This window comes from Novosphingobium sp. AP12 (genome assembly GCF_000281975.1).
Classification (GTDB): domain Bacteria; phylum Pseudomonadota; class Alphaproteobacteria; order Sphingomonadales; family Sphingomonadaceae; genus Novosphingobium.
This window is the reverse complement of sequence record NZ_AKKE01000129.1, coordinates 1-20,469: the sequence shown is the minus strand read 5'-3', so window position 1 is coordinate 20,469 and position 20,469 is coordinate 1. Positions and strand designations below refer to the sequence as shown.

General features: G+C 67.2%; 16 protein-coding genes and 1 pseudogene. 6 read left to right on the top strand and 11 right to left on the bottom strand.

All coding sequences use genetic code 11. From position 1 onward, the window contains the following. Positions 1–11: 11 nt before the first annotated feature. The 10 genes from PMI02_RS18845 to PMI02_RS18800 form a co-directional block, all read right to left on the bottom strand. Positions 12–2,435, bottom strand: coding sequence for a TonB-dependent receptor (locus PMI02_RS18845; RefSeq protein WP_007685791.1), 2,424 nt, complete (start codon positions 2,433–2,435; stop codon positions 12–14). 3 nt (positions 2,436–2,438) lie between these two features. Then, positions 2,439–3,365, bottom strand: a complete 927-nt coding sequence (locus PMI02_RS18840; protein ID WP_007685788.1) for a FecR domain-containing protein — start codon at positions 3,363–3,365, stop codon at positions 2,439–2,441. A 57-nt stretch (positions 3,366–3,422) separates the two neighbouring features. Continuing rightward, positions 3,423–3,944, bottom strand: a complete 522-nt coding sequence (locus tag PMI02_RS18835; protein WP_036504535.1) for an RNA polymerase sigma factor — start codon at positions 3,942–3,944, stop codon at positions 3,423–3,425. A 141-nt stretch (positions 3,945–4,085) separates the two neighbouring features. Next, positions 4,086–6,611, bottom strand: coding sequence for a DNA ligase D (gene ligD, locus PMI02_RS18830; RefSeq protein ID WP_007685784.1), 2,526 nt, complete (start codon positions 6,609–6,611; stop codon positions 4,086–4,088). Further along, positions 6,608–6,988 (bottom strand): MgtC/SapB family protein, encoded by a 381-nt coding sequence (locus PMI02_RS18825; RefSeq protein WP_007685782.1) that lies wholly within the window; start codon positions 6,986–6,988, stop codon positions 6,608–6,610. Before PMI02_RS18825 ends, ligD begins: the two co-directional genes overlap by 4 nt. A 3-nt stretch (positions 6,989–6,991) precedes the next feature. After that, positions 6,992–7,891 carry a Ku protein gene (locus tag PMI02_RS18820; RefSeq protein ID WP_007685781.1) on the bottom strand — a complete coding sequence of 300 codons (900 nt, stop codon included), beginning with the start codon at positions 7,889–7,891 and terminating at the stop codon, positions 6,992–6,994. Between the two features lie 193 nt (positions 7,892–8,084). After that, complete coding sequence (locus tag PMI02_RS18815; RefSeq protein WP_007685779.1) at positions 8,085–9,470, bottom strand: UdgX family uracil-DNA binding protein; 1,386 nt, start codon at positions 9,468–9,470, stop codon at positions 8,085–8,087. Next, entirely contained in the window at positions 9,467–10,708 is a 1,242-nt protein-coding gene (locus PMI02_RS18810) for a putative DNA modification/repair radical SAM protein (protein ID WP_007685777.1), read from the bottom strand. The genes PMI02_RS18815 and PMI02_RS18810 overlap by 4 nt, the downstream gene beginning before the upstream one ends. Before the next feature lie 115 nt (positions 10,709–10,823). Beyond that, positions 10,824–11,438 (bottom strand): hypothetical protein, encoded by a 615-nt coding sequence (locus PMI02_RS18805; protein WP_007685767.1) that lies wholly within the window; start codon positions 11,436–11,438, stop codon positions 10,824–10,826. 65 nt (positions 11,439–11,503) lie between these two features. Beyond that, complete coding sequence (locus PMI02_RS18800) at positions 11,504–12,367, bottom strand: neutral zinc metallopeptidase (RefSeq protein ID WP_007685765.1); 864 nt, start codon at positions 12,365–12,367, stop codon at positions 11,504–11,506. 218 nt (positions 12,368–12,585) lie between these two features. On the opposite strand from PMI02_RS18800, the gene PMI02_RS18795 reads away from it, so the two are divergent. From PMI02_RS18795 to PMI02_RS18780, 4 genes are all read left to right on the top strand, one after another. Next, positions 12,586–14,133, top strand: coding sequence for a M20/M25/M40 family metallo-hydrolase (locus PMI02_RS18795; RefSeq protein WP_007685763.1), 1,548 nt, complete (start codon positions 12,586–12,588; stop codon positions 14,131–14,133). 203 nt (positions 14,134–14,336) lie between these two features. Then, on the top strand, positions 14,337–15,797 hold the full coding sequence (gene guaB / locus PMI02_RS18790; RefSeq protein ID WP_007685762.1) for an IMP dehydrogenase: 1,461 nt from the start codon (positions 14,337–14,339) through the stop codon (positions 15,795–15,797). A gap of 15 nt (positions 15,798–15,812) precedes the next feature. Continuing rightward, positions 15,813–16,985: an RsmB/NOP family class I SAM-dependent RNA methyltransferase gene (locus PMI02_RS18785; RefSeq protein ID WP_007685760.1), complete on the top strand. Its 1,173-nt coding sequence runs from the start codon at positions 15,813–15,815 to the stop codon at positions 16,983–16,985. Between the two features lie 14 nt (positions 16,986–16,999). Continuing rightward, positions 17,000–17,542: a tetratricopeptide repeat protein gene (locus tag PMI02_RS18780; RefSeq protein ID WP_007685758.1), complete on the top strand. Its 543-nt coding sequence runs from the start codon at positions 17,000–17,002 to the stop codon at positions 17,540–17,542. 40 nt (positions 17,543–17,582) lie between these two features. Here PMI02_RS18780 and PMI02_RS18775 read toward each other — a convergent pair whose 3' ends face one another. After that, on the bottom strand, positions 17,583–18,065 hold the full coding sequence (locus tag PMI02_RS18775) for an RNA pyrophosphohydrolase (protein WP_007685756.1): 483 nt from the start codon (positions 18,063–18,065) through the stop codon (positions 17,583–17,585). Between the two features lie 250 nt (positions 18,066–18,315). On the opposite strand from PMI02_RS18775, the gene PMI02_RS18770 reads away from it, so the two are divergent. Both PMI02_RS18770 and PMI02_RS18765 read left to right on the top strand, forming a co-directional pair. After that, positions 18,316–20,271, top strand: coding sequence for a 2-oxoacid:acceptor oxidoreductase subunit alpha (locus tag PMI02_RS18770; RefSeq protein ID WP_007685754.1), 1,956 nt, complete (start codon positions 18,316–18,318; stop codon positions 20,269–20,271). Between the two features lie 16 nt (positions 20,272–20,287). Next, positions 20,288–20,469: pseudogene (locus PMI02_RS18765) on the top strand (2-oxoacid:ferredoxin oxidoreductase subunit beta); the annotation flags it as partial.

Genomic DNA, 20,469 nt, shown 5'->3' with positions numbered 1-20,469 from the left:
GGTTGGCGGGCTTAGAACCGCGCGTCCAGCCCCAGCCTTACGGTGCGCGGCCTTAGCGGGGTCACCTGGTCGCGGCCGGTGCCGAAGGGTGTGCCCAGCGAGAAGCGGTTTCCGCGCGAGTTGGTGACGTTGTCCATCGACAGCGTCACCCCGTAGCGCAGCGTGCCCACGCGTAGGTCCGCACCGCTGTCGAAGTAGTCGCCCTGCGATTGGCCGAGTTCGGGCCCGATCCCGAGCCGCGACTTGCCGACGTAGCTGGCCCAGCCATTCGCGGTGAGGTGCAGCTCCTCGGTCAGTGGGTGGTTCCAGCCGAGGCCGATGCGGCCTGAGAACTGCGCGATGTTGGGCACCTGCATCGACCGCGCCAGCGTGGCGTCGAGCAGGTTGGTGCTCGCGAGCTGCGTCACCGGGATCGCGCGCGCGACCAGCGCGATCAGTTCGGCGGGCGGCTTGTCGACCTTGCTCTGGTTCCAGGTCGCGCCCGCCTCGACGCGCAGGCCGGTGGCGAGCTGGATGCCGCCGGTCAGACTGGCCGACCAGACGCGGCCGTCGCCGATGTTGGCGGTGCTGGGCAGGCCCGAATTGTCGATGAAGTCTGCCTGGATGTCTCGCCAGCGGGTGTAGGAGACGCTGGCGGCAAGATCGAACGTGCCCGCGCCCGGACGTCCATGCCGCACGCCGAACTCCCATGTGCCGGTGCGGTCGCCCTGGAAGCGGCGGACGAAATCGCTCTCGATCGCGAAGCCGCCGGGCCGGAAGCCTTCCTGGTAGCGCATGTAGAGCGCGGTTTTTTCCAGCAGCTCGGCATTGAGCGCGATCGAGGGCAGGAATGTGGTGGAAGAGCGGTCGGCGGTCACTGCGGCGCGCGCGAAGGCGACGGCGGCGGAGACGTCCTCGGCCGAACCACCGAGCTGCGAATAGGTCAGCCGCCCGCCCGCTGTCGCGGTGAGGCCTGGGCGGATGCGCAGGCTGCCCTCGGCATAGAGCGTGAACTCGTCGATAGTGTTGCGCACACCGGTGGCACTGGCGGTGGTGAACTCGGTTTCGAACCCGCGCGAGAGCACTGTGGAATTGTGCGTGTAGCTGGCACCGATCAGCCACCCGAAACCGCCGCGCTCGGGCTGCCACAGGCGCGTTTCGTGCGCGATCATGCGAGTGCGGTTCTCTTGCGCGAACAGGCGCGGGTTGTCGGCGTCGAGGCTGGCGTCGTAGCGCTCCTCGAGATGCTGGCGCACCGCGCCGGTGGTCGAGCGGACCTGCATCTCGCCGATGCGGCCGGAGATCACCAGCTGCCCCATCGCGTAGTCCGCCTTTGAGCCCTCGCGCACGCTCGCGTCGCTGCTGAGCGGAGGTTCCCCGTCGCGCGTTGCGTACTGGCTGTCGCGCGCGTCTGTGGACTGGCCCAGCGCGATGAGGTCCACCGTCCAGTCCGGCGCGATCTCGGCACGCAGGCTCACCCGGCCGCCGAGGATGCGGGTGCGGTTTACGTCGTCGCGCTTGAGCAGGGGCTTGTCGATATATCCGCCGAGGCTCGCCGCATCGATATTGGCGCGCAAGGCGATGGCCGGCGTCACCGGCAGGTTGATCGTCGCCGCCGCGTCGCCGCCGGGCGAGCCGTCCTGCGTCAGCGAGCCGCCCAGCATGATCGAGCCGCTGTTCTCGCCGAGCACCGGCGGGTTGGGTACGAGCCGGATGATGCCGCCCAGCGACCCGGCGCCGTATAGGGTCCCCTGCGGCCCCTCCAGCACCTCGACGCGGGCCATGTCGGACAGGCGCAGGTCGGGGTCGGGAGCATTGTAGGTCAGGCGCAGGTCGCCGAGGTACTGGCCCACCGTCGCCTGTGTCGGCCCGGTGAAACTGCTGTCGGCGATGCCGCGGATAAACAGCTTGTTGCGGCCTGATCCCAGGTGCGTCGAGGTGACAGTGGCGATGCGCTGGGTGATTTTCTCGGTCCCGCCGATACCGCCCGCCTCCAGCGAGGCTCCGTCGAGGATCGAGACCTGGCCCGGCAGCTGCCCGATGCGCAGGTTACGCTTGGAAGCGATGACCACGATCGGCTCGGCCGGTTCCTGCGGAGGCGGCGTGGCGGAGGCGGGGCGCGAGGCAGAGGGCTGGGGCGTGTAGGCGCGGCTCGGGGCGGCCTCGATGCGCCAAGCTCCGGGCGCCACCGCGATAGCGCGTCCACCGGCCGATTGTGCCAGGCGGCGGACGGCCTCGGCGGGCTCCATCCGGCCGCGCAGGGCGGGGATTACGCGGCTTGCCACCCTGGCGTCGGCGACGACGATGCTCGACCCGGTCTGGCGAGCCAGTTCGATCGCGACATCGCCTGCCATGCCCGCACGCGTCGAAACCGCGCTCTCCCGTGCGAGCGCGGTTCCCGGCAGCGCCAGGGGCAGGGCCATCACGGCCACCGCGATCAGGGAGCCCCGGCGCATGCCTCAGTGCGAGCCGATCACCCAGAGACTGCCTTGGGCGCGAACCGACAACCCGAGCAGCGGTCCGATGGCGGCAGGGTCCTTGCGCAGCGGCGCGACCAGGATCGAGCCGGAGACGGTTCCCGCGCCGCCGGGCGCGGCGGCATAGTCAATCCCAGTCGCGCGCTTGAGCTGCGCGGCCACATCATCGAGCGAGGCCGCTTCGAACGTCAGCCGTCCCTTGCGCCATTCGCCGACCTGGTCGGCCGCGACCCTGGACAGGGTGAAATCCGAGCCGCCGGCCTCGCGCCGCAGCACTTCGCCGGGCGAGACGCGCACGTCGGCGCCGCCGGGATCGAACTGTACCGCGCCTTCGGAGACTGCGACGCTGAGCGCACCGCGAGCATCGTGGCGAACGTCGAAGACGGTGCCGATGTCGACCAGCTTCTCGTCACCCACGGCAACCTCGAAGGGGTGGGCGGCATCATGCCGCACGGTAAACAGCGCCTGTCCCTCGTCGAGCTTGGCGAAGCGGACGTCCTTGCGGTCGAGCACCAGCTTAGTGCCGCCGGCCACGTCGACGCGCGTGCCCGGATCGAGCGTGATCGAGCGCGTTTCGCCAAGTGCGGTCTGTACCGTGTAAAGGTCGCGGCTCTGGCCCTGGAACAGCCACAGCGCGCCGACGAGGGCGAGCGATGCAGTGATCGCGCCGCCGAGCCAGAGGCGGCGGGTGGGTCGGCGGCCATCTACCACATCGTCGTTGGCCGGGCCCGCCACGGCAACGAGGTCGGCCACCTCGCCCACGGCGGCGGTCACTTCGTCGTAGGCGCGAGAATGGGCGGGGTCGGCTTCCAGCCAGAGCATGAACGCCTCCCAGTCGGCGAATGTGGGGTCGCCCGCACGCACCGCCCAGCCGAGGGCCTGTTCCCGAATTGCACCGTCACTCGCCATTGCGCGCTCCTTCTGCGGCGATGACGGAGTCGTTCGTCCCCAGCCTTATAGCGAGCCTCATTTCTCGCGTTCCTTCCATTCGGCGAGTGCCCTGTAAGCGACGCGAAGTTCGGCCTCCACGGTGCTGAGGCTGAGGCCCATCTCCGCTGCGACGGTCTTCTGCGGTGCTCCTTCAATGCGGTGGCGGCGGAAGATCGCGGCCACGCGCGCGCCCAGCCCGTCGAGCAGGGCCAATATGCTCGCGGCCTCCTGTGCGGCGGCGATGCGGCGCTCCGGCGAGGGCTCCGCCGAGATACCGGGCGGATCGCCGGCATGGACCTGCGTCCAGTCCCGGTCGCGCAAGCCCGCCTGCCTGACTGAGCGGAAACGGTCGATCATCAACCGGTCGGCGGTGCGAAACAGGTAGGACAGCGGTGAGGCGACCGGGCCCGGGCTGCTGGCGGTGATCTTGAGCCAGACCTCCTGCACGAGGTCCTCCGCCGCATCCCCGGCGCCGCGGGCGCGCAGGAATCGGACCAGCTTTTCCCGGTTCTCGAGAAAAGCTGCTTCAAGTCCGGCACTGGAGGGTTCTGCTGTCACTGGATGATGGGTTCGCTTTGGTCGCCAGCGCAGATAGACGTTCGCGCGACTGCGGGGAAGTGCCCGGCTCAAGCTTCCCGAATGGAACCAGATACCGTCAATTGAAAACAGTAACGATTTGAGGGTTCGACCCAGCCTCTGTCAGAATTCCGGCAGCCCTTGGTCCGCGAATCCCCAGCCCCGCAGGCCCCTTGCGCGTTCTATGAGCGTATCCGCGTCGCCGATGGAGAACGGATGGGCGTCCTTCGCGGCGCCCAGTTCATCCCACGCGATCGGCACCGCCACCGGCGCCCCGGCGCGAGCGCGGGCGGAGTAGGGGAGGACGGCGGTGGCGCCGCGCTGGTTGCGCAGCCAGTCGATGAAGATGTGGCCCTTGCGCTTGGCCTTGCTCATGGTGGCGACGAATCGGTCGGGCTCGGCCATGCTGAGGGCCTCTGCGAAACGGCGTGAGAAGTCCTTGTGCGTGTCCCAGTCGTGTCCGCGCTTCAAGGGGACCACGACATGCACCCCCTTGCCGCCGGATAGCATCGCGAAGCTGACGAGGCCGATGTCAGACAGGTGCGCGCGAATGTCCTGAGCGGCGCTAACGCATTCCTTGAAATCGAGCCCCTCGTCGGGGTCGAGGTCGAAGATCATGCGGTCGGGCTGCTCGACGTCCTCCACCTTGGCGGCCCAGCCGTGGAACTCGATCGTGCCCATCTGCACGCAGGCGACCAGCCCGTCGGCATCGGCAAGGTAGAGGTAATCCTCCGCGCCGCCATCCTTCTCGGTGATCGGCACATGCGACACATGCGGGCCGAACGAGCCGCTGTCGTGCTTCTGGAAGAAGCATTTCTTGGCGCGTCCCTGAGGACAGCGCACCAGGCTGATCGGCCGGTTTGCGGCAAAGGGCAGCATGAGCGGCGCGATGGCGGCGTAATAGTCGGCAAGGTCGCCTTTGGTCTGGCCACCTTCGAAGATTTCGCGATCGCGATTGGTGACCTTGACGTCGATCGCGGCGACCGGCGTGGCCTGCGGTTTTTCGGGCGTCACGGATTTGGCCTCCTTGTCCGACCTTAGCCCAAGGAAGCTCCCGTGGCGCACGCGGCCTTCGGCTGTCAGTTCCGCAAAGGCGATCTCGGCGACAAGCTTGGGCGTGACCCAGCTGGCCCCCCGCGCCTCAACTCGCTCGACCTCCAGCGGGGCTGTTTTGCGCGCTAGTCTTTCAAGGCGAACTGCCATGTCGGCGAGACTGTCGCCGTCGAAGCCGGTGCCGACCTTACCGCGATAGACCAGCGTATCGCCTTCGTATTGGCCCAGCAGCAGCGAGGAGAACGGACGGCCCTTGGCATTGGATTTCGACCAGCCGACGATGACGAATTCCTGCCGCCGCGTGCATTTGACCTTGACCCAGTTGCGGCTGCGTTTCCCCGAATAGGCTGCGTCCACGCGCTTGGCGATGATGCCTTCCTGCCCGGCGCCGCACATCGCCTTGTAGAGGTTCTCGCCCGCCCCGATTACGTGGTCGGCGACGAAGATCGGCGGCTGTGCGTCGGCGAGCAGCGCTTCGAGCCGCTCCTTGCGCTCGACCTGGGGCAGGGGGGCAATGTCCTCGCCATCGATTTCGAGCAAGTCGAAGGCGTGGAATTCGAGCTTGTCGTCCTGCGTCTGGCTGCCATGGCCGCGTTTGAGGACGGCTTGCAGGCTGGAGAAGTCCGGGTTGCCCTCGGCGTTGCGCGAGATCACCTCGCCGTCGATCAGGCAGGGCGGCAGGGCGAGCGCGGCCATGTGCGCGGCAAGGGGCCCGAACTTTTCGGTCCAGTCGAGGCCGCTGCGAGTATAGACCTGCACCTGCTCACCGGCCGCCGCGATGAGGGCGCGGTAACCGTCGAACTTGATCTCGTGCATCCACAGGTTGCCGGTGGGAACCGCATCGACCAGCGTGGCGAGTTGGAGGGGGCGGAACTTCGGCGGCTTGCCCGTAGACTTGCGGCGCGGTGGGGCCTTCGACTTCGCCTCGTTATGCGAGGAGGCCGCCTGCATCGCCATGGTGAAGGCGTCGCCCTTCTTGCCCTTCAGCGACTGGGTGCCGGCCTTGTCGATCTCGATCTCGGCCATGGTGCGTCCGGTGAGGACGCTGGTGAGGCCCTGTTCCACGAGCGTATCGCCGTCGGTATCGTGCGCATCGCTGACCTTGCGCAGCAGCCAGTTCTCGCGCTTCTCGCCGGGGCGACCCTTCATGCGCACGAGGAGCCATTCGCCCTTCATCCGCTCGCCGTCGAGAGTGAAGTGCAGGTGGCCGTCCTCAATGTCCTTGGTACTTTTGCCTGGGATCGGCGCCCATGTTCCCCGGTCCCAGAGCATCACGGTGCCGCCGCCGTATTCCCCCTGGGGGATCAGTCCCTCGAACCCGCCGTAAGTCAGCGGGTGGTCCTCGGTGCGCACCGCGAGGCGCCTGTCGGCTGGGTCGGCACTGGGACCCTTGGTGACTGCCCAGGACTTGAGCACGCCATTGACCTCAAGCCGGAAGTCCCAGTGCAGCCGCCGCGCGGCGTGCTTCTGTACCACGAAGCTGTTGCCGCCCTTGCCTGTAGCGCGCTTGCCCGAAGGCTCGGCGGTCTTCTTGAAGTCGCGCTTGCGATTGTATTCGGCGAGCACGTCCTCGCCGGGGTCGGCGGCCTTGCTCATTCGCTGCGCTCCCGCATGGCCGCGTGGCGGCCGATAGTCCGGTCACCGCTCCAGTCGCCCTCGACGAAGTGGAGGAGGGTCAGCATCACCACGCTGACGAGTGCGCAGATCGCCACGAGCGGCCACTGCCCCGCCCCGCAGGCGATGCCAATCATCCTGCTCTCACCGCCCTGGCCGAACTGAAGATAGAGCGCGATCACCGAGACTGCCATCGCCGCCGCCGATACGCAGATCAGTCCACGCGTGCGCAGCCCCGCTACATGGCCGCGCATTTCGCGGTCGAGCCCCAGCAGCGGGCCGAGCAGAGCGGCCACGCCGATACGCAACAGCACTTCAGTGTCGATGCTGTGGATGGGGACGCCGGCGTTCAGCTCCATGGGTCAGGCGCTCTTGCGGGTGCGGGTGGCCGGCTTCTTCACGGCGGGCTTCTTGGCGGGCTCCTTGTCCGCAGCCTTGCTCGCAGGCGCCTTGCGCGCCGCGGTCTTGGCCCCGCCTTCGCCGACGGACTTCTTGAGAGCGGCCATCAGGTCGATGACGTTGCTCTTGCCCGAGGCAGGCTCCTCCACGTCCTCGAGGATGCGCTTGTTGGTCTTGGACTTGACCTTCTTGTCGATCAGGCGGTGGAGTGCGTCGACGTAACGGTCGTGGAATTCGGCGGGCTTGAACGGCGCGGTCTTCTTGTCGATCAGCGTGGTGGCGAGGTCGAGCAGGTCGGCGTCAGGCTTGGCGTCCTCGATGTCGCGGAAATAGCCTTGCGCCTTGTGGACCTCGTCGGCGTAGCGCAGCACTTCCATGACCAGCCCCCGGCCGCAAGGTTTGATCGACACCAGCTGTTCACGCCCGCGCACCGCCAGCTGGCCGAGCCCGACCTTACGGCTGGCGCGCAGCGCCTCGCGCAGGACGATGTACGCCTCTTCCGCAAGATCGTCGGCGGGGACGACGAAGTAGGGCTTCTCGTAATAGAGCACGTCGATCTCGTCGGAATCGACGAACTGGACGAGTTCGAGGGTCTTGCGGCTGTCGATCTTGACGGCCTCGATCTCCTCCTCGTCGAGCAGGACATAGCTGCCCTTGGAGACTTCGAAGCCCTTGATGATATCGTCGCGGTCCACCGGGCCGACGCCGGGCGCCACCTTCTCATATCGGATACGCTTGCCGCTGGGCTCGTGAATCTGGTGGAATGCGATCGCCGCGCCCGAGCGGGTCGCCGGGTAAACCTCGATGGGGATCGAGACGAGAGCCAGACGAATCTGGCCTTTCCAGTAGGCGCGTGCGGGCATGGGCGTTCCTTCCGCTCTCACAAGCGGTGGAAGGGCGCGGTGGTTCCCGCAGGCCGTCGTCCCATCGAAGGCGGGGGCCGCCGGCAATGCGGCGCGAGTTTTCGACCGAGCGGCTGCTGGCGGTAGGCTGTCGGAAGGGGCGCGCCTCAAGGGTGCCCAGCGATCCCAGTTTTCGCCGGGATGCCGGCTTTTGTCAGGTGTTGCTGAGCATCCGCGCCAGCCCGGCCAGATCGTCCGCGAACCGCGCGTGTTCGCGCTCGCGGGCCTCGCCGTCGAGGCGCAAGAGGTAGCTCGGGTGCGCGGTCAGCCAGACCGTGGTGCCGTCGGCCTGCGCCAGCGCATGACCGCGCTCCTTGTTGATCGACGGAGTGCGGCCGAGCAGGCCGCGCGCGCCGCTGGCGCCGAGGGCGAGGATGACCTTTGGCTTCACCAGCGCGCGTTCGCCGTCGAGCCACCAGCGGCAGATGTCGATCTCCCCCGCCGTGGGTGTCTGGTGGAGGCGGCGCTTGCCGCGCGGCACGAATTTGAAGTGCTTGACGGCGTTGGTGACGTAGGCCGCCTCGCGGTCGACCCCGGCCTCGCCCAACGCGCGATCGAGGAGCTGGCCCGCCGGGCCGACGAAGGGGCGGGCCTCTCGCTCCTCGGTGTCGCCCGGCTGTTCGCCCACGATCATCAGGCCGGCGTGGCGCGAGCCTTCGCCCATCACGGCATTGGTGCCGTTGCAGCCGATGGCGCAGCGGCGGCACTGCGCGATGCCCTCAGCGATGGCTTTGAGGCTGGTGGGCGGTGCATCCTCGAACAGGCTGGCGCCGGTGGCGATCATCGCGGCCTCCCGCTTGTGGGCCCCGGCGATCAGATCGGGGATCTGGCGCGCCTCGGGCAGGTTCTTCCAGTACCGGCGCGGCATCTCCTTGACCATCATGCCCACCTTGAGCCGCGCCGGATTGAAGGTCGAACGATAGTACTCGAGCCAGAGTTCCTCGGTCGCATCTTCTGACGGCGCATCGCCGCGCGCTGCGGCCGGTCCTTCCAACAGCGCCATGCCGTCCCAATGCAGCGAGAGGCGCGGCGTCAGGATCGACCAGCGCTGGCTGGCGAAGCGATTGACGAAGAAGTCGGCGTTGTACCGCTCGATCCGGTGCTCGGGCTCGAACCAGGCGACGAAGCGTTCGCCGTCCTCGTCCGTAACCGAGCGGAAGCGCACGAAGGCGCGCATCTTGTGGATGTCGCGGCGAACTTGCTTCGCCAGCCGCTCCAGCGCGGCCACATCGCGGTCGGCGGCGTCGTCCAGCAAGCGGGGCTGGTCCTGCAGCCGCCATAACACGCGGTAGAGCAGCGCCAGCCGTCCCGCATCGGCATGCAGGATGGCGCTGCGGGCAAGGTCCATGAAGGCGCGGCTGGCGCGGACTTCGCGCGGCTCGCTCCGGGACACAGCGGCAGGTACGGCGAAGAGATCGGCCGAACCGTCACCGTCCGTCCAGGCCACCGCGTCGGGCGCGGCCCCTTGTGCGACCAGCCGCCGTGCCTCGGACCGCCATGCCTCGAAGTCGTCGGGCTCTGAAAGGTCGACGGCAATCATCCGAACAGTTCCATCTGCCGGGCGGGTGGGGCCAGCCGCGCGCGCAGGTCGGCGCGGTCGGTGAGCAGAGTGGGGCGCCAGTCGGCGGTGACGATGAAGGGGCGCAGCTTCTTCACCGAAGTCGTCAGGCGCGCCACGTCCTCCAGGCGGATCGTGCGATACCGGCGCGCGGTGAGCAGCGCCGCGATCGCCTTGGTGCCGAGGCCGGGGACGCGCAGCAGGTCTTCTCGCGGGGCGCGGTTGACGTCCACTGGAAAACGGTCGCGGAACTTGAGCGCCCACGCCAGCTTTGGGTCGATGTCGAGCGGCAGCATCCCGTCAGCATCCGCCGCCTGCTGTACTTCATGCGGGGCAAACCCATAGAAGCGCATCAGCCAGTCGGACTGGTACAGGCGATGTTCGCGCATCAGCGGCGGGCGCTTGAGCGGCAGCACCGCGCTGGCCTCCGGGATCGGGCTGAACGCAGAGTAGTAGACGCGGCGCAGCGAAAACCTGTCGTAGAGTGTGCTGGCCTTGCCGACGATCTGCGCGTCGCTCGCCCCGTCGGCGCCGACGATCATCTGGGTCGATTGTCCGGCGGGCGCGAAACGCGGGGCGTTGCGGAAATGCTTCTGCGCGTCCTTCGCCTCGACGATCGAATCGGAGAGGTTGCCCATCGCGCCTTCGATCGTCGCGCCATTCTTGTCGGGCGCGAGGCGGGCGAGGCCGGCATCCGTGGGCAGTTCGACGTTGATCGAGACGCGGTCTGCCCACAGGCCCGCCTGAGCGACGAGTTCGGGATCGGCTTCGGGGATGGTCTTGAGGTGGATGTAACCGCGGAAGCTGTGCTCCTCGCGCAGGATCCGCGCGACTTCTATCAATTGCTCCATCGTGTGATTGGAGGACTTGATGATGCCGGAGGAGAGGAACAGCCCCTCGATATAGTTGCGCCGGTAGAAGGACAGCGTGAGGTCCACCACCTCCTGCGGTGTGAAGCGCGCGCGAACCACATTCGAGCTCTTGCGGTTAATGCAGTAGTGGCAGTCGAAGATGCAGTGGTTGGTCAGCAGCAACTTCAGGAGAGAGATGCACCGCCCGTCCGGTGCGTAGGCGTGGCAGATGCCCATGCCCTCGGTGGAGCCCAGCCCCTTGCCGTCGCGGCTGTCGCGCTTCGACGTACCGGAAGAGGCGCAGGAAGCGTCGTACTTGGCGGCATCGGCGAGAATCGCCAGCCGCTCCATTACAGTGGAACCGGACATAAGTTCCTATTATGTTCTGTATCGCGTCGACGCAAGTGCCTGAAAAATCGGTTGGACGCAAAAAGGGCCGCCGGTCTTTCGACCCGCAGCCCTGTGTTTACCGTTGTGGTGGAGATCAGTTCTTGGGCGAAGGCTGCTTCACCTCTGGCTCGGACTTGAACGCGAGCGCGTTGCCGTCCTTGTCCTTCTTGCCCGAATCCATCTTCTCGAGGTGCGCCTGGACGACGCTGGCGGGGGCGGGCGAGGCGGGGTAGCGGCATCCCTTCGACGCGCCGACGCCCTTCAGGAACCCGCGGCGGGTCAGCCCGGCCTGAATTGCCGCGTTGACCTTGCGGTCCTGCGCGTTGGCGCCGGAGACTTCTCGGATCAGGCCGCGGAAGGGAATGAACGAGGCGACCACCCACTTGCCGACGCGCCCCGCGCTGATGCGCTCACGCTCGCTGGCAGGCAGGTCGATGTCGGGGCCGAGCACTTCGTCCAGTTCCTGGATGGCGCCGGCCAGTTGGCGGCACTTGCCGAGGCCCTTCAGCGTGTAGGGCTCGCCTGTGGCCGCGATGAGCAGCGAGGGAATTTCGCGGTCACGGCCGACGTTGAGGTCGTCGATAGGGGTCTTGGCTACGTCCATGGCGTTCGGATCGCGATTGGTGATCGCCTTCTCCTCCTGCCCGGCCATCGCCGGTGTTGCCACCATGGCCGTTATCATGACCGCACTGACCCAGTATTTACGCATCCCCGTCACTCCTGTCCGCTCCGGCGCGGCGACCGCCAAATCGAGCCGCTGCCTCAATAATGTCACTATGCCGCAGTGAACGTGTCACAGGCCTCCTCGTTCCCGGTATCGAGTCCGCGTTTCAGCCATTTCATGCGTTCGGCACTGGAGCCGTGGGTAAAGCTTTCGGGATTCACGTCCTGTCCGGCGTTCTTCATGAGCGTGTCGTCGCCGATGGCGCTGGCGGCGGTGAGGCCCTCCTCCATGTCGCCCGGCTCGATCAAGTCACGGTTCTTGCCCGCCCAGACCCCGGCATAGCAGTCCGCCTGAAGCTCCATCTTCACCTGCAGCGCGTTGGCCTGCGAGGGACTTCGCTGCTGCTCCTTGCGAACCTGCGCGTTGAGGCCGAGCATGTGCTGGACATGATGGCCGTATTCATGAGCGATCACGTAGTAGCGCGCGAAATCACCCTTGGCGCCGAGTTGCCTGTCGAGCTGGTCGTAGAAGCTCGTGTCGATGTATATACCCTGGTCGGCTGGGCAGTAGAACGGCCCCATGGCGCTTTGCGCCGCGCCGCAGCCGCTGCGGGTGCCGCCGACGTAGAAGTTGAGGGTGGGCTGCTCGAACGATACGTTCGCCTGCTTGAACAGCGGCTGCCAGGTGCGGTTGAGCGAATCCAGCGCATTGCAGGATTCGAGTGAATAGGCATTTTTCTCGCACGTCGCCGTGGTGTCCTGCGGACCGGTCAGCGCCGAGGGGGCGGAGGTCTGCTGCTGGACGCCTTCCAGCGTGCCGAGCATCTGTCCGGGATCGACGCCGAATACCAGTGCGCCGATCAGCACGATCACCAGCGAACCGCAGCCCAGCTTGCCGCCGCCTCCACCTGGAAAACCGCCGCCGCCGCCGCTCGTCACGCGGATGTTGGAGGGATCGAACCTGTTGAGCCGCATCGCCGAGTAGTCCTTCCCTGGGGGCGCAAACCAATGCCTTGTCGCCGTGCGCTGATCAATTCGCAAGACGCGCCGACGTTCCCCGCATCCTTCTCGGCGTTACAGTGTTGCACTCGCGCGCCACGTGACGGGGGGCTGCGTGCAAAATGAAACGAAAGGCCCATCGCGGCTTAGATTTTCCAAGCGCCCGGGAAATTGTGTCGTATAGGTGAGGGACGATGAAGGCGGGCAATTTGGGCACAGGGACTTTGACGGTTAGGACGGCTGCGTTTCGCGCACTCGTTGCGTTCGCGCTGGCCTTTGCCACGTCTTCGCCGGTTCTGGCCGCCGGTCCCAGCCGGGCCGACCGCGAGCTCGAAGCACGGCTCCGCTCGCACATCGAGACGCTTGCCAGCGATTCGTTCGACGGCCGAGAACCCGGGACCGAAGGCGAGGCCAAGACGCTCCGCTATCTCGCCAAGCAGTGGTTCGACATCGGCATGGTCTCGGGCACCAACGATCCGGGCAACGAGTGGTTCGCCCCGGTCACGCTCGTCGCCCGCGAGCCGGCGACGGGCACCGCGCAGTTCCTGCGCCGCGGCTTTCGCACCGTCATCTCGCCGAAAGACGTGCTGGTCCTGACCTCGGGCAAGCGCAGCCTCGTGCGCAATGCGCCGCTCCTGTTCGTGGGGCAGGCGCGCAGCCAGGACTTTTCGCGCACCGAACTGGCGGGCCGCATCGCCGTCGTGCTCGATGGCGAAACGCCCGACAGCAAGCGGCAGAACGCTCTGCTCGCGCTGGGAGCATCGGCGGTGTTGACCGTGCTCGACGGCGAGCGTGGGCTCGATGCCGTTGCGGCGCGGCGCCAGCGTTCGGGGTACGCCCTGTCCGAGGATTCGCTCGGGGGCGATCTCGAGGCCTTCGTCGACCGTGCTACCATGACGACGCTGCTCAAAGGCACTGCGCACACGCTCGCCTCGCTCGAGGAGGCCGCCCTGGCGCCCGACTTCGTGCCGATCATGCTCGACGTCACGGCCACCCTGGAGGCGACCACCAACGAGACCACGATCCGCACGCACAACCTCATCGGCAAGCTGCCGGGCCGGAGCAGGCTGGCGGGTGCGGTGCTTTACGTCGCCCATTGGGACCATTTCGGAGAATGCGGCGAGGCGCCGGCCGAGGACCTGATCTGCAACGGCGCGATAGACAACGCCAGCGGCGTCGCGGCGCTGACCGAAGTGGCACGCCGGCTCGCGCGGACCCCGCAGATGGACCGTGACATCTACTTTCTCGCCACCACGGCGGAGGAAGTGGGGCTGCTCGGCGCCCATGCCTTCGCCGAAAATCCGCCGCTGCCACTCGAAAAGATCGTCGCCGCTTTCAACATCGATTCTATCGCCATCGCGCCGGGCAAGACGCCCTTCGCCATCGTCGGACGCGGCATGACCGACCTCGACAAGGACATTGCCCGAGTCGCCAAGGCCGAGGGTTACAAGCTACGCCAAAACGACGAGGCCAACGAATTCGTCAAGCGGCAGGACGGCTGGGCGCTGCTCCAGCACGACATTCCCGCCGTCATGGTCACCACCTCCTACGGCGACATCGACCGCATGCGCGCCTTTTTCGACGGCGACTACCACCGCCCCAGCGACGACCTCTCGCACCCGCTCAAGCTCGAAGGCGCGGTGGACGATGTGAAGATGCTGACCGCGCTCGGCCGCTGGTTCGGCGATACCCGGAAAGTGCCGTTGGGCGGCGCAGCGGGGAAATTGCCCTCCGCAAAATAACGTCGTTCGTGCGGCGGCAGCAGCGCTTGGCCTTATGCCCCGCGTCCCGCCGCACCAGCGCATGACGCCTTCCGCTTTGGAGCGAGGAGTGTCCCCCAAACGGCCGCGATAAAATTGATGGCGATCAGGCTCTAGCCCTTGCCGCCCCCTTTGATTACATGGGCCGCCACGATTCTCCCCCCGCAAAGGCATTGGTGGCGCACATGGATATCCAGCTCGGACTCACTTTCGACGACGTACTGCTGCGTCCCGCCAAGTCCGACATCGTCCCCACCCAGGCCGATACGCGCACCATGCTGACCCGCACGATCGGGCTCAATATCCCCGTCATCTCCTCCGCCATGGACACCGTGACCGAGGCCGACATGGCGATCGCGATGGCGCAGATGGGCGGCATCGGCGTGCTCCACCGCAACCTCACGATCGAGGAACAGGTCGCCGCCGTCCGTCAGGTGAAACGCTTCGAGAGCGGCATGGTGGTGAATCCCATCACCATCGACCCCAATGCCACGCTGGGCGAGGCGCAGGCGCTGATGACCGCAAACCGCATCAGCGGCATCCCCGTGGTCGAAGCTTCGGGCCGCCTCGTCGGCATCCTCACCAACCGCGACGTGCGTTTCGCCGACAATCCCATGCAGCCCGTCCGCGAACTGATGACGCACGAGAACCTCGCCACCGTGGGCATCGGCGTCGGGAAGGAAGAGGCGCGCCGCTTGCTCCATCAGCGCCGGATCGAGAAGTTGCTGGTGGTGGATGAAGGCTTCCACTGCGTCGGCCTGATCACCGTCAAGGACATCGAGAAGGCCGTCACCTACCCCGACGCCACCAAGGACGGCGCCGGCCGCCTGCGCGTCGCCGCCGCCACCACCGTGGGCGACAAGGGCTTCGCGCGGACCGAGGCGCTGCTCGCCGCCGAGTGCGACGTGGTCGTCATCGACACCGCGCACGGCCACAATCGCGACGTCGCGCTCGCGGTCGAACGGGTGAAGCGCCTGTCGAACTCGGCGCAGGTCATCGCGGGCAACATCGCCACCGCCGAGGCCGCCAAGGCGCTGATCGACGCGGGCGCGGACTGCGTCAAGGTGGGCATCGGCCCCGGCTCGATCTGCACCACGCGCATCGTCGCAGGCGTCGGCGTACCGCAGCTCACCGCGGTCATGGAAGCCGCCGAGGAAGCGGACAAGGCGGGCGTGCCCGTCATCGCCGACGGCGGCCTGCGCACCTCCGGTGACGCCGCCAAGGCGCTGGCCGCCGGTGCCTCGACCATCATGGTCGGCTCGATGCTGGCCGGCACCGAAGAAGCACCGGGCGAGACGTTCCTGTACCAGGGACGCGCCTACAAGTCGTACCGCGGCATGGGCTCGGTCGGCGCGATGGGCAGGGGTTCGGCCGACCGCTACTTCCAGGGCGACATCAAGGACCAGATGAAGCTGGTGCCCGAGGGCATCGAAGGCCAGGTCGCCTACAAGGGCCCGGCCAAGGACGTGATCCATCAGCTCGTCGGCGGCATCAAGGCGGCGATGGGCTACACCGGCTCGGCCACCATCGACGATATGCGCCGCAACTCGAAGTTCATCCGCATCACCAATGCAGGCCTGCGCGAGAGCCACGTCCACGACGTGACGATCACTCGCGAGGCGCCGAACTACCCGACGCGGGGCTGAGGCGAGGGACGGGCGATGACCCCCCCCGCCCGCGTACAGGCTGCGATCGAAGTGCTCGATCTCGTGATCGAGGCGGCGCGCTCGAATGGTGCGCCTGCCGATCGCCTGATCGCCGACTGGTTTCGCAGCCGCCGCTTCGCCGGCAGCGGCGACCGGCGCGCGGTGCGCGAACTCGCCTACCGCGCAATCCGCGCCTGCGGCGAAGTGCCCGAGAGCGGCCGGGCGGCAACGCTGCTGGTTGCGGCGCACGATCCGCAACTGGCCGCGCTGTTCGACGGCTCGAACCACGCACCGGCACCGATCAGGCCGAATGAGCCCGTCGCCAATCCTGGCGTGGCACCGGCATGGCTGATGCAGCGGCTGGCCGAAAGCGATATCGGGGAACCGGAGGGCGAGGCGTTGCTTGGCCGGGCACCACTCGACATCCGCGTCAACACGCTGAAGGCCGGCGCGCTCGAACTGCCCGAGGGCGGTGAGCGGACGGTGGCGGCGAACGGCTGGCGCTATCCCCCCGAGACCCGGATCGAACAGTCGGCCGCCTATCTTGAGGGCGGAATCGAGGTGCAGGACACCGGCTCGCAGCTGACCTGTGATGCCTTAGCCGCGCGGCCCGGCGAGATCGTGATCGACCTCTGCGCCGGGGCAGGGGGCAAGACCCTCGCCCTGGCGGCGGCGATGGAAAACTCCGGCACGCTGATCGCCAGCGATGCCGACCGCGCTCGCCTGGCGCGCCTCGCCCCCCGCGCGGAGCGGGCAGGGGCGACCATGATCGAGACTCTGCTGCTTGACGCCAACCGCGAGATGGAGGCGCTCGCCCCCCATGTCGGCAAAGCGGACGCGGTGCTGGTCGATGCGCCTTGTTCGGGGACCGGAACCTGGCGGCGCAACCCCGAGGCGCGCTGGCGGCTAACTGAAAAGCAGCTGGAGCGCTACATGGCGATCCAGTCGCGCCTGCTCGATATCGGCGCAGAATTGGTGCGCCCCGGCGGGCGGCTGATCTTCGTAACGTGCTCCCTGCTCGACCTCGAAGGGGCCGAGCAGGCACAGGACTTCCTCGACCGCCATCCCGGCTGGCGCGGTGAGGTTCCGGTGCTGCCGGCCGGCACTCCGCGCGGGCCGGGCCTCAGATTGTCACCGTATCATGACGGCACCGACGGCTTTTTCGTCGCACGCTTCATCCGCCTGTGATAGCGTCCCGTCCCATGATGAGGACGAAGACCTCGGCCAAGGACCTGCTGATGCGCTATACGCCCGCTGCTGTTGCTCTCACCCTTCTCGCCGCCGTTTCATCCAGCGTCACGCACAGCCAGTCGCCCGAGCCGCTCGACCCGCGTGCGGTGTCGCTGCTCGCGGAAGGCCGTGCCGCGCTGGCGGGCGGCAATGTCGACGGTGCGATCGACGCTTACGAATCGGCGCTGACGGTGGAGCCCAGCAGCGTCGCCGTCCTGCTCTCGCTGGCCGAAGCCACGCGCCGTCAGGGCATGCAGGGCAAGGCGCTGCATTACTATCGCATCGCGCTGAACAGCGATCCGCGCAACGTCACTGCGATCGCGGGCGAGGGCATGGCGCTCGCCGAAAAGGGCGCGACCGAGAAGGCCAACCGCAACCTCGCGCGGCTGCAGACGCTCTGCGGGAAATCCTGCAATGAAACGGAAAAGCTCGCCGCCGCCATCGCCAAGGGCCCGGCCCCGCGCATGGTCACGGCGGATGCCGCCGCTCCCAAGCCGGTGGTTTCGGAGAACTGAGATAAACGCGTCCCGGACCTGATCCGGGGCGATCAGGCTGTCAGATCAGTGCGCGGAATTCTTCCAGCACCGCGCGATAGACGCGTTTCTTGAACGGCACGATGAGGTCGGGCAGCAGTTCCGCCTCGACCCACTTCCAGTCGCAGAATTCCGGTGGCTGGTGCGCGTTGAGGTCCACACCGTCGTCGTCGCCTTCGAAGCGGGCGAGGAACCAGGTCTGGCGCTGGCCGCGGTACTTGCCCTTCCACAGCTTGCCGACAAGCTCCTCTGGCAGGTCGTAGAGCAGTTCCTCGCGCGTCTGCGAGAGCAGCTTCACCTTGTCCTCCGTAACGCCGGTTTCCTCCCATAGTTCACGGAAGGCAGCGGCCTTGAGGTCCTCGCCCTTGTCCACGCCGCCTTGGGGCATCTGCCACCAGTCGCCCTCGCGCGTGTCGATTCGCTTGCCGACGAAGACCTTGCCGTCCGAGTTGACGAGCATGACACCCACGCAGGGACGGTAGGGCAGGGACGAGGGATCGGTCATTGCGAAAGACATTTCCAGATTGAATGGTGAAGGCGCGCACGAGAGTCGGTTGGGTTGCCGAATGTGCGGACCATGGCGCTCAGAATGGCCCATGCTCGCGCGCTTGACTAGCAAGTTTTGCGGTCCACAGTGAGGCTCGGCAAATGCAATGTTTGTTCGCCCAAGGGAAAACTAATTTGTAGTCACGAACTGAACTGCGCACCTTCTGCGGGCAAGGGAATTCCGGCACAGACCGGAGAGAGGACTGGCCATGGCGACTTCGACTGCCAAGCACGAGATCCGCGAAACCTGGTCGGAAGCCGGGCCCGAAACCGTGGTGGTCCGCTTCGCCGGGGACTCGGGCGACGGCATGCAGCTGACCGGCGGCCAGTTCACCCTCTCCACCGCGCTGGCCGGCAACGACCTTGCCACTTTCCCCGACTTCCCTGCCGAGATCCGCGCGCCGCAGGGGACGCTGTTCGGGGTCTCGGCGTTCCAGATCAACTTCGGGTCGAGCGAGATCACCACTGCGGGCGACGCTCCCGACGTGCTGGTGGCGATGAACCCGGCGGCGCTCAAGACCAACGTCCAGGCGCTGAAACCGGGCGGCCTCGTCATCGTCGACACCGGCGAATTCACCAAGCGCAACCTCGAAAAGGCGAAGTACGAGGCCAGTCCGATCGACGACGGGAGCCTCGCGAAGTGGGACGTGCTGGCCTTCGATATCTCCGAACTGACGATGGAATCGGTCAAGCCCTTCGCCCTCGGCATGAAGGAGGCGCTGCGCTGCAAGAACATGTGGACGCTGGGCCTGGCTCTCTGGATGTTCGACCGCGACCGCCAGCCGCTGGTGGACTGGCTCAACGCCAAGTTCGCGAAGAACCCGGTGCTGGCGCAGGCCAACATCGCTGCGCTCAACGCCGGCCACGCCTATGGCGAGACGGCCGAGCTGGCGGGTCCGCTGAGGAAGCTCCACGTCGAGCCGGTGGCCTCTGAGCCCGGCCTCTACCGCACGATCACCGGCGCGGAGGCCGTCAGTCTCGGCCTCGTCGCGGGGGCGCAGCTGGCGGGGCTGGAGATGTTCTTCGGCGGCTATCCGATCACCCCGGCCTCGGCGATCCTGCACAATCTCGTCAAGATGAAGGAGTTCGGCGTCACCACCTTCCAGGCCGAGGACGAGATCGCCGCGATCTGCGCCGCGATCGGCGCGTCATATGCCGGGCAACTGGGCGTCACCTCCTCGTCCGGCCCGGGCATCGCGCTCAAGGGCGAGGCGATGGGGCTGGCGATCATGACCGAGCTGCCGCTGGTCATCGTCAATTCGCAGCGCGGCGGTCCTTCGACGGGGCTGCCCACCAAGACCGAGCAGTCGGACCTCTACCAGGCGGTCTACGGCCGCAACGGCGACGCGCCGCTGCCGGTGATCGCGGCGCGGTCGCCCGCCGACGCCTTCGCATGCGCGATCGAGGCCTGCCGCCTCGCGGTGGAGTACATGACGCCGGTGATCCTGCTGACGGACGGCTACATCGCCAATGCCTCCGAGCCCTGGAAAGTGCCCGACCCGGCTGCGTTCACGCCGTTCCCGGTAAGTTTCCTCGAGGAGAGCAACAACCCGGACGGCAAGGTCCTGCCCTACCGGCGCGACGAGCGCGGCGTCCGCCCATGGATCAAGCCGGGTACGCCCGGGCTGATGCACCGCATCGGCGGCATCGAGAAGGCCATCGACACCGGCAATATCGACTACGCGCCCGACGTCCACCAAGCCCAGACCGACGCGCGCAAGGCCAAGATCGACGGGATCGCCCGCGCCATTCCGGCACAGGAAGTGGCACTGGGTGAAACCTCCGGCAAGCTGGCGGTAGTGGGCTGGGGCTCTACCTTCGGGCCGATCCACCAGGCCGTCCGCCGCGCCCGCCGCAAGGGGCTCGAGGTCAGCCACGTCCACGTCCGTCACGTCTGGCCGCTGCCGGCGAACCTCGGCGACCTGCTCGGCGGCTTCGCACATGTGCTCGTGCCCGAGATGAACACCGGCCAGTTCAAGACCGTGCTGCGCGACCAGTTCCTGATCGACGCCGTGCCGCTCGCCAAGACCAGTGGCCAACCTTTCGCCATCGCCGAGATCGAGGCCGCCATCGCCAAATTCTTCGACGGCGTACCCGGCAACGAGGGCGGCGAGGTCTTCGTCAACGCGACCCAGCTTCCCGCCCCTGAAATCGAACGGCCCTGAGCATGGAGCCCCGATCATGAATGACATGACCCCGATCCAGACCACACTCAAGGACTGGGAAACCGATCAGGAAGTGCGCTGGTGCCCCGGCTGCGGCGACTATGCGATCCTCAAGGCAGTCCAGCGCACCCTGCCGATGGTCGGCGCGGACCCGAAGAACACCGTGTTCGTCTCCGGTATCGGCTGGTCCAGCCGCTT

What these genes read in the sequence shown, in the direction of transcription:
- guaB (WP_007685762.1), top strand. Translation starts at nt 14,337, where the DNA reads ATGGATATCCAGCTCGGACTCACTTTCGACGACGTACTGCTGCGTCCC.
- PMI02_RS18775 (WP_007685756.1), bottom strand. Translation starts at nt 18,065, where the DNA reads ATGACCGATCCCTCGTCCCTGCCCTACCGTCCCTGCGTGGGTGTCATG.
- PMI02_RS18825 (WP_007685782.1), bottom strand. Translation starts at nt 6,988, where the DNA reads ATGGAGCTGAACGCCGGCGTCCCCATCCACAGCATCGACACTGAAGTG.
- PMI02_RS18840 (WP_007685788.1), bottom strand. Translation starts at nt 3,365, where the DNA reads ATGGCGAGTGACGGTGCAATTCGGGAACAGGCCCTCGGCTGGGCGGTG.
- PMI02_RS18795 (WP_007685763.1), top strand. Translation starts at nt 12,586, where the DNA reads ATGAAGGCGGGCAATTTGGGCACAGGGACTTTGACGGTTAGGACGGCT.
- PMI02_RS18780 (WP_007685758.1), top strand. Translation starts at nt 17,000, where the DNA reads ATGATGAGGACGAAGACCTCGGCCAAGGACCTGCTGATGCGCTATACG.
- PMI02_RS18805 (WP_007685767.1), bottom strand. Translation starts at nt 11,438, where the DNA reads ATGCGTAAATACTGGGTCAGTGCGGTCATGATAACGGCCATGGTGGCA.
- PMI02_RS18770 (WP_007685754.1), top strand. Translation starts at nt 18,316, where the DNA reads ATGGCGACTTCGACTGCCAAGCACGAGATCCGCGAAACCTGGTCGGAA.
- PMI02_RS18800 (WP_007685765.1), bottom strand. Translation starts at nt 12,367, where the DNA reads ATGCGGCTCAACAGGTTCGATCCCTCCAACATCCGCGTGACGAGCGGC.
- PMI02_RS18810 (WP_007685777.1), bottom strand. Translation starts at nt 10,708, where the DNA reads ATGTCCGGTTCCACTGTAATGGAGCGGCTGGCGATTCTCGCCGATGCC.
- PMI02_RS18785 (WP_007685760.1), top strand. Translation starts at nt 15,813, where the DNA reads ATGACCCCCCCCGCCCGCGTACAGGCTGCGATCGAAGTGCTCGATCTC.
- PMI02_RS18845 (WP_007685791.1), bottom strand. Translation starts at nt 2,435, where the DNA reads ATGCGCCGGGGCTCCCTGATCGCGGTGGCCGTGATGGCCCTGCCCCTG.
- PMI02_RS18815 (WP_007685779.1), bottom strand. Translation starts at nt 9,470, where the DNA reads ATGATTGCCGTCGACCTTTCAGAGCCCGACGACTTCGAGGCATGGCGG.
- PMI02_RS18820 (WP_007685781.1), bottom strand. Translation starts at nt 7,891, where the DNA reads ATGCCCGCACGCGCCTACTGGAAAGGCCAGATTCGTCTGGCTCTCGTC.
- ligD (WP_007685784.1), bottom strand. Translation starts at nt 6,611, where the DNA reads ATGAGCAAGGCCGCCGACCCCGGCGAGGACGTGCTCGCCGAATACAAT.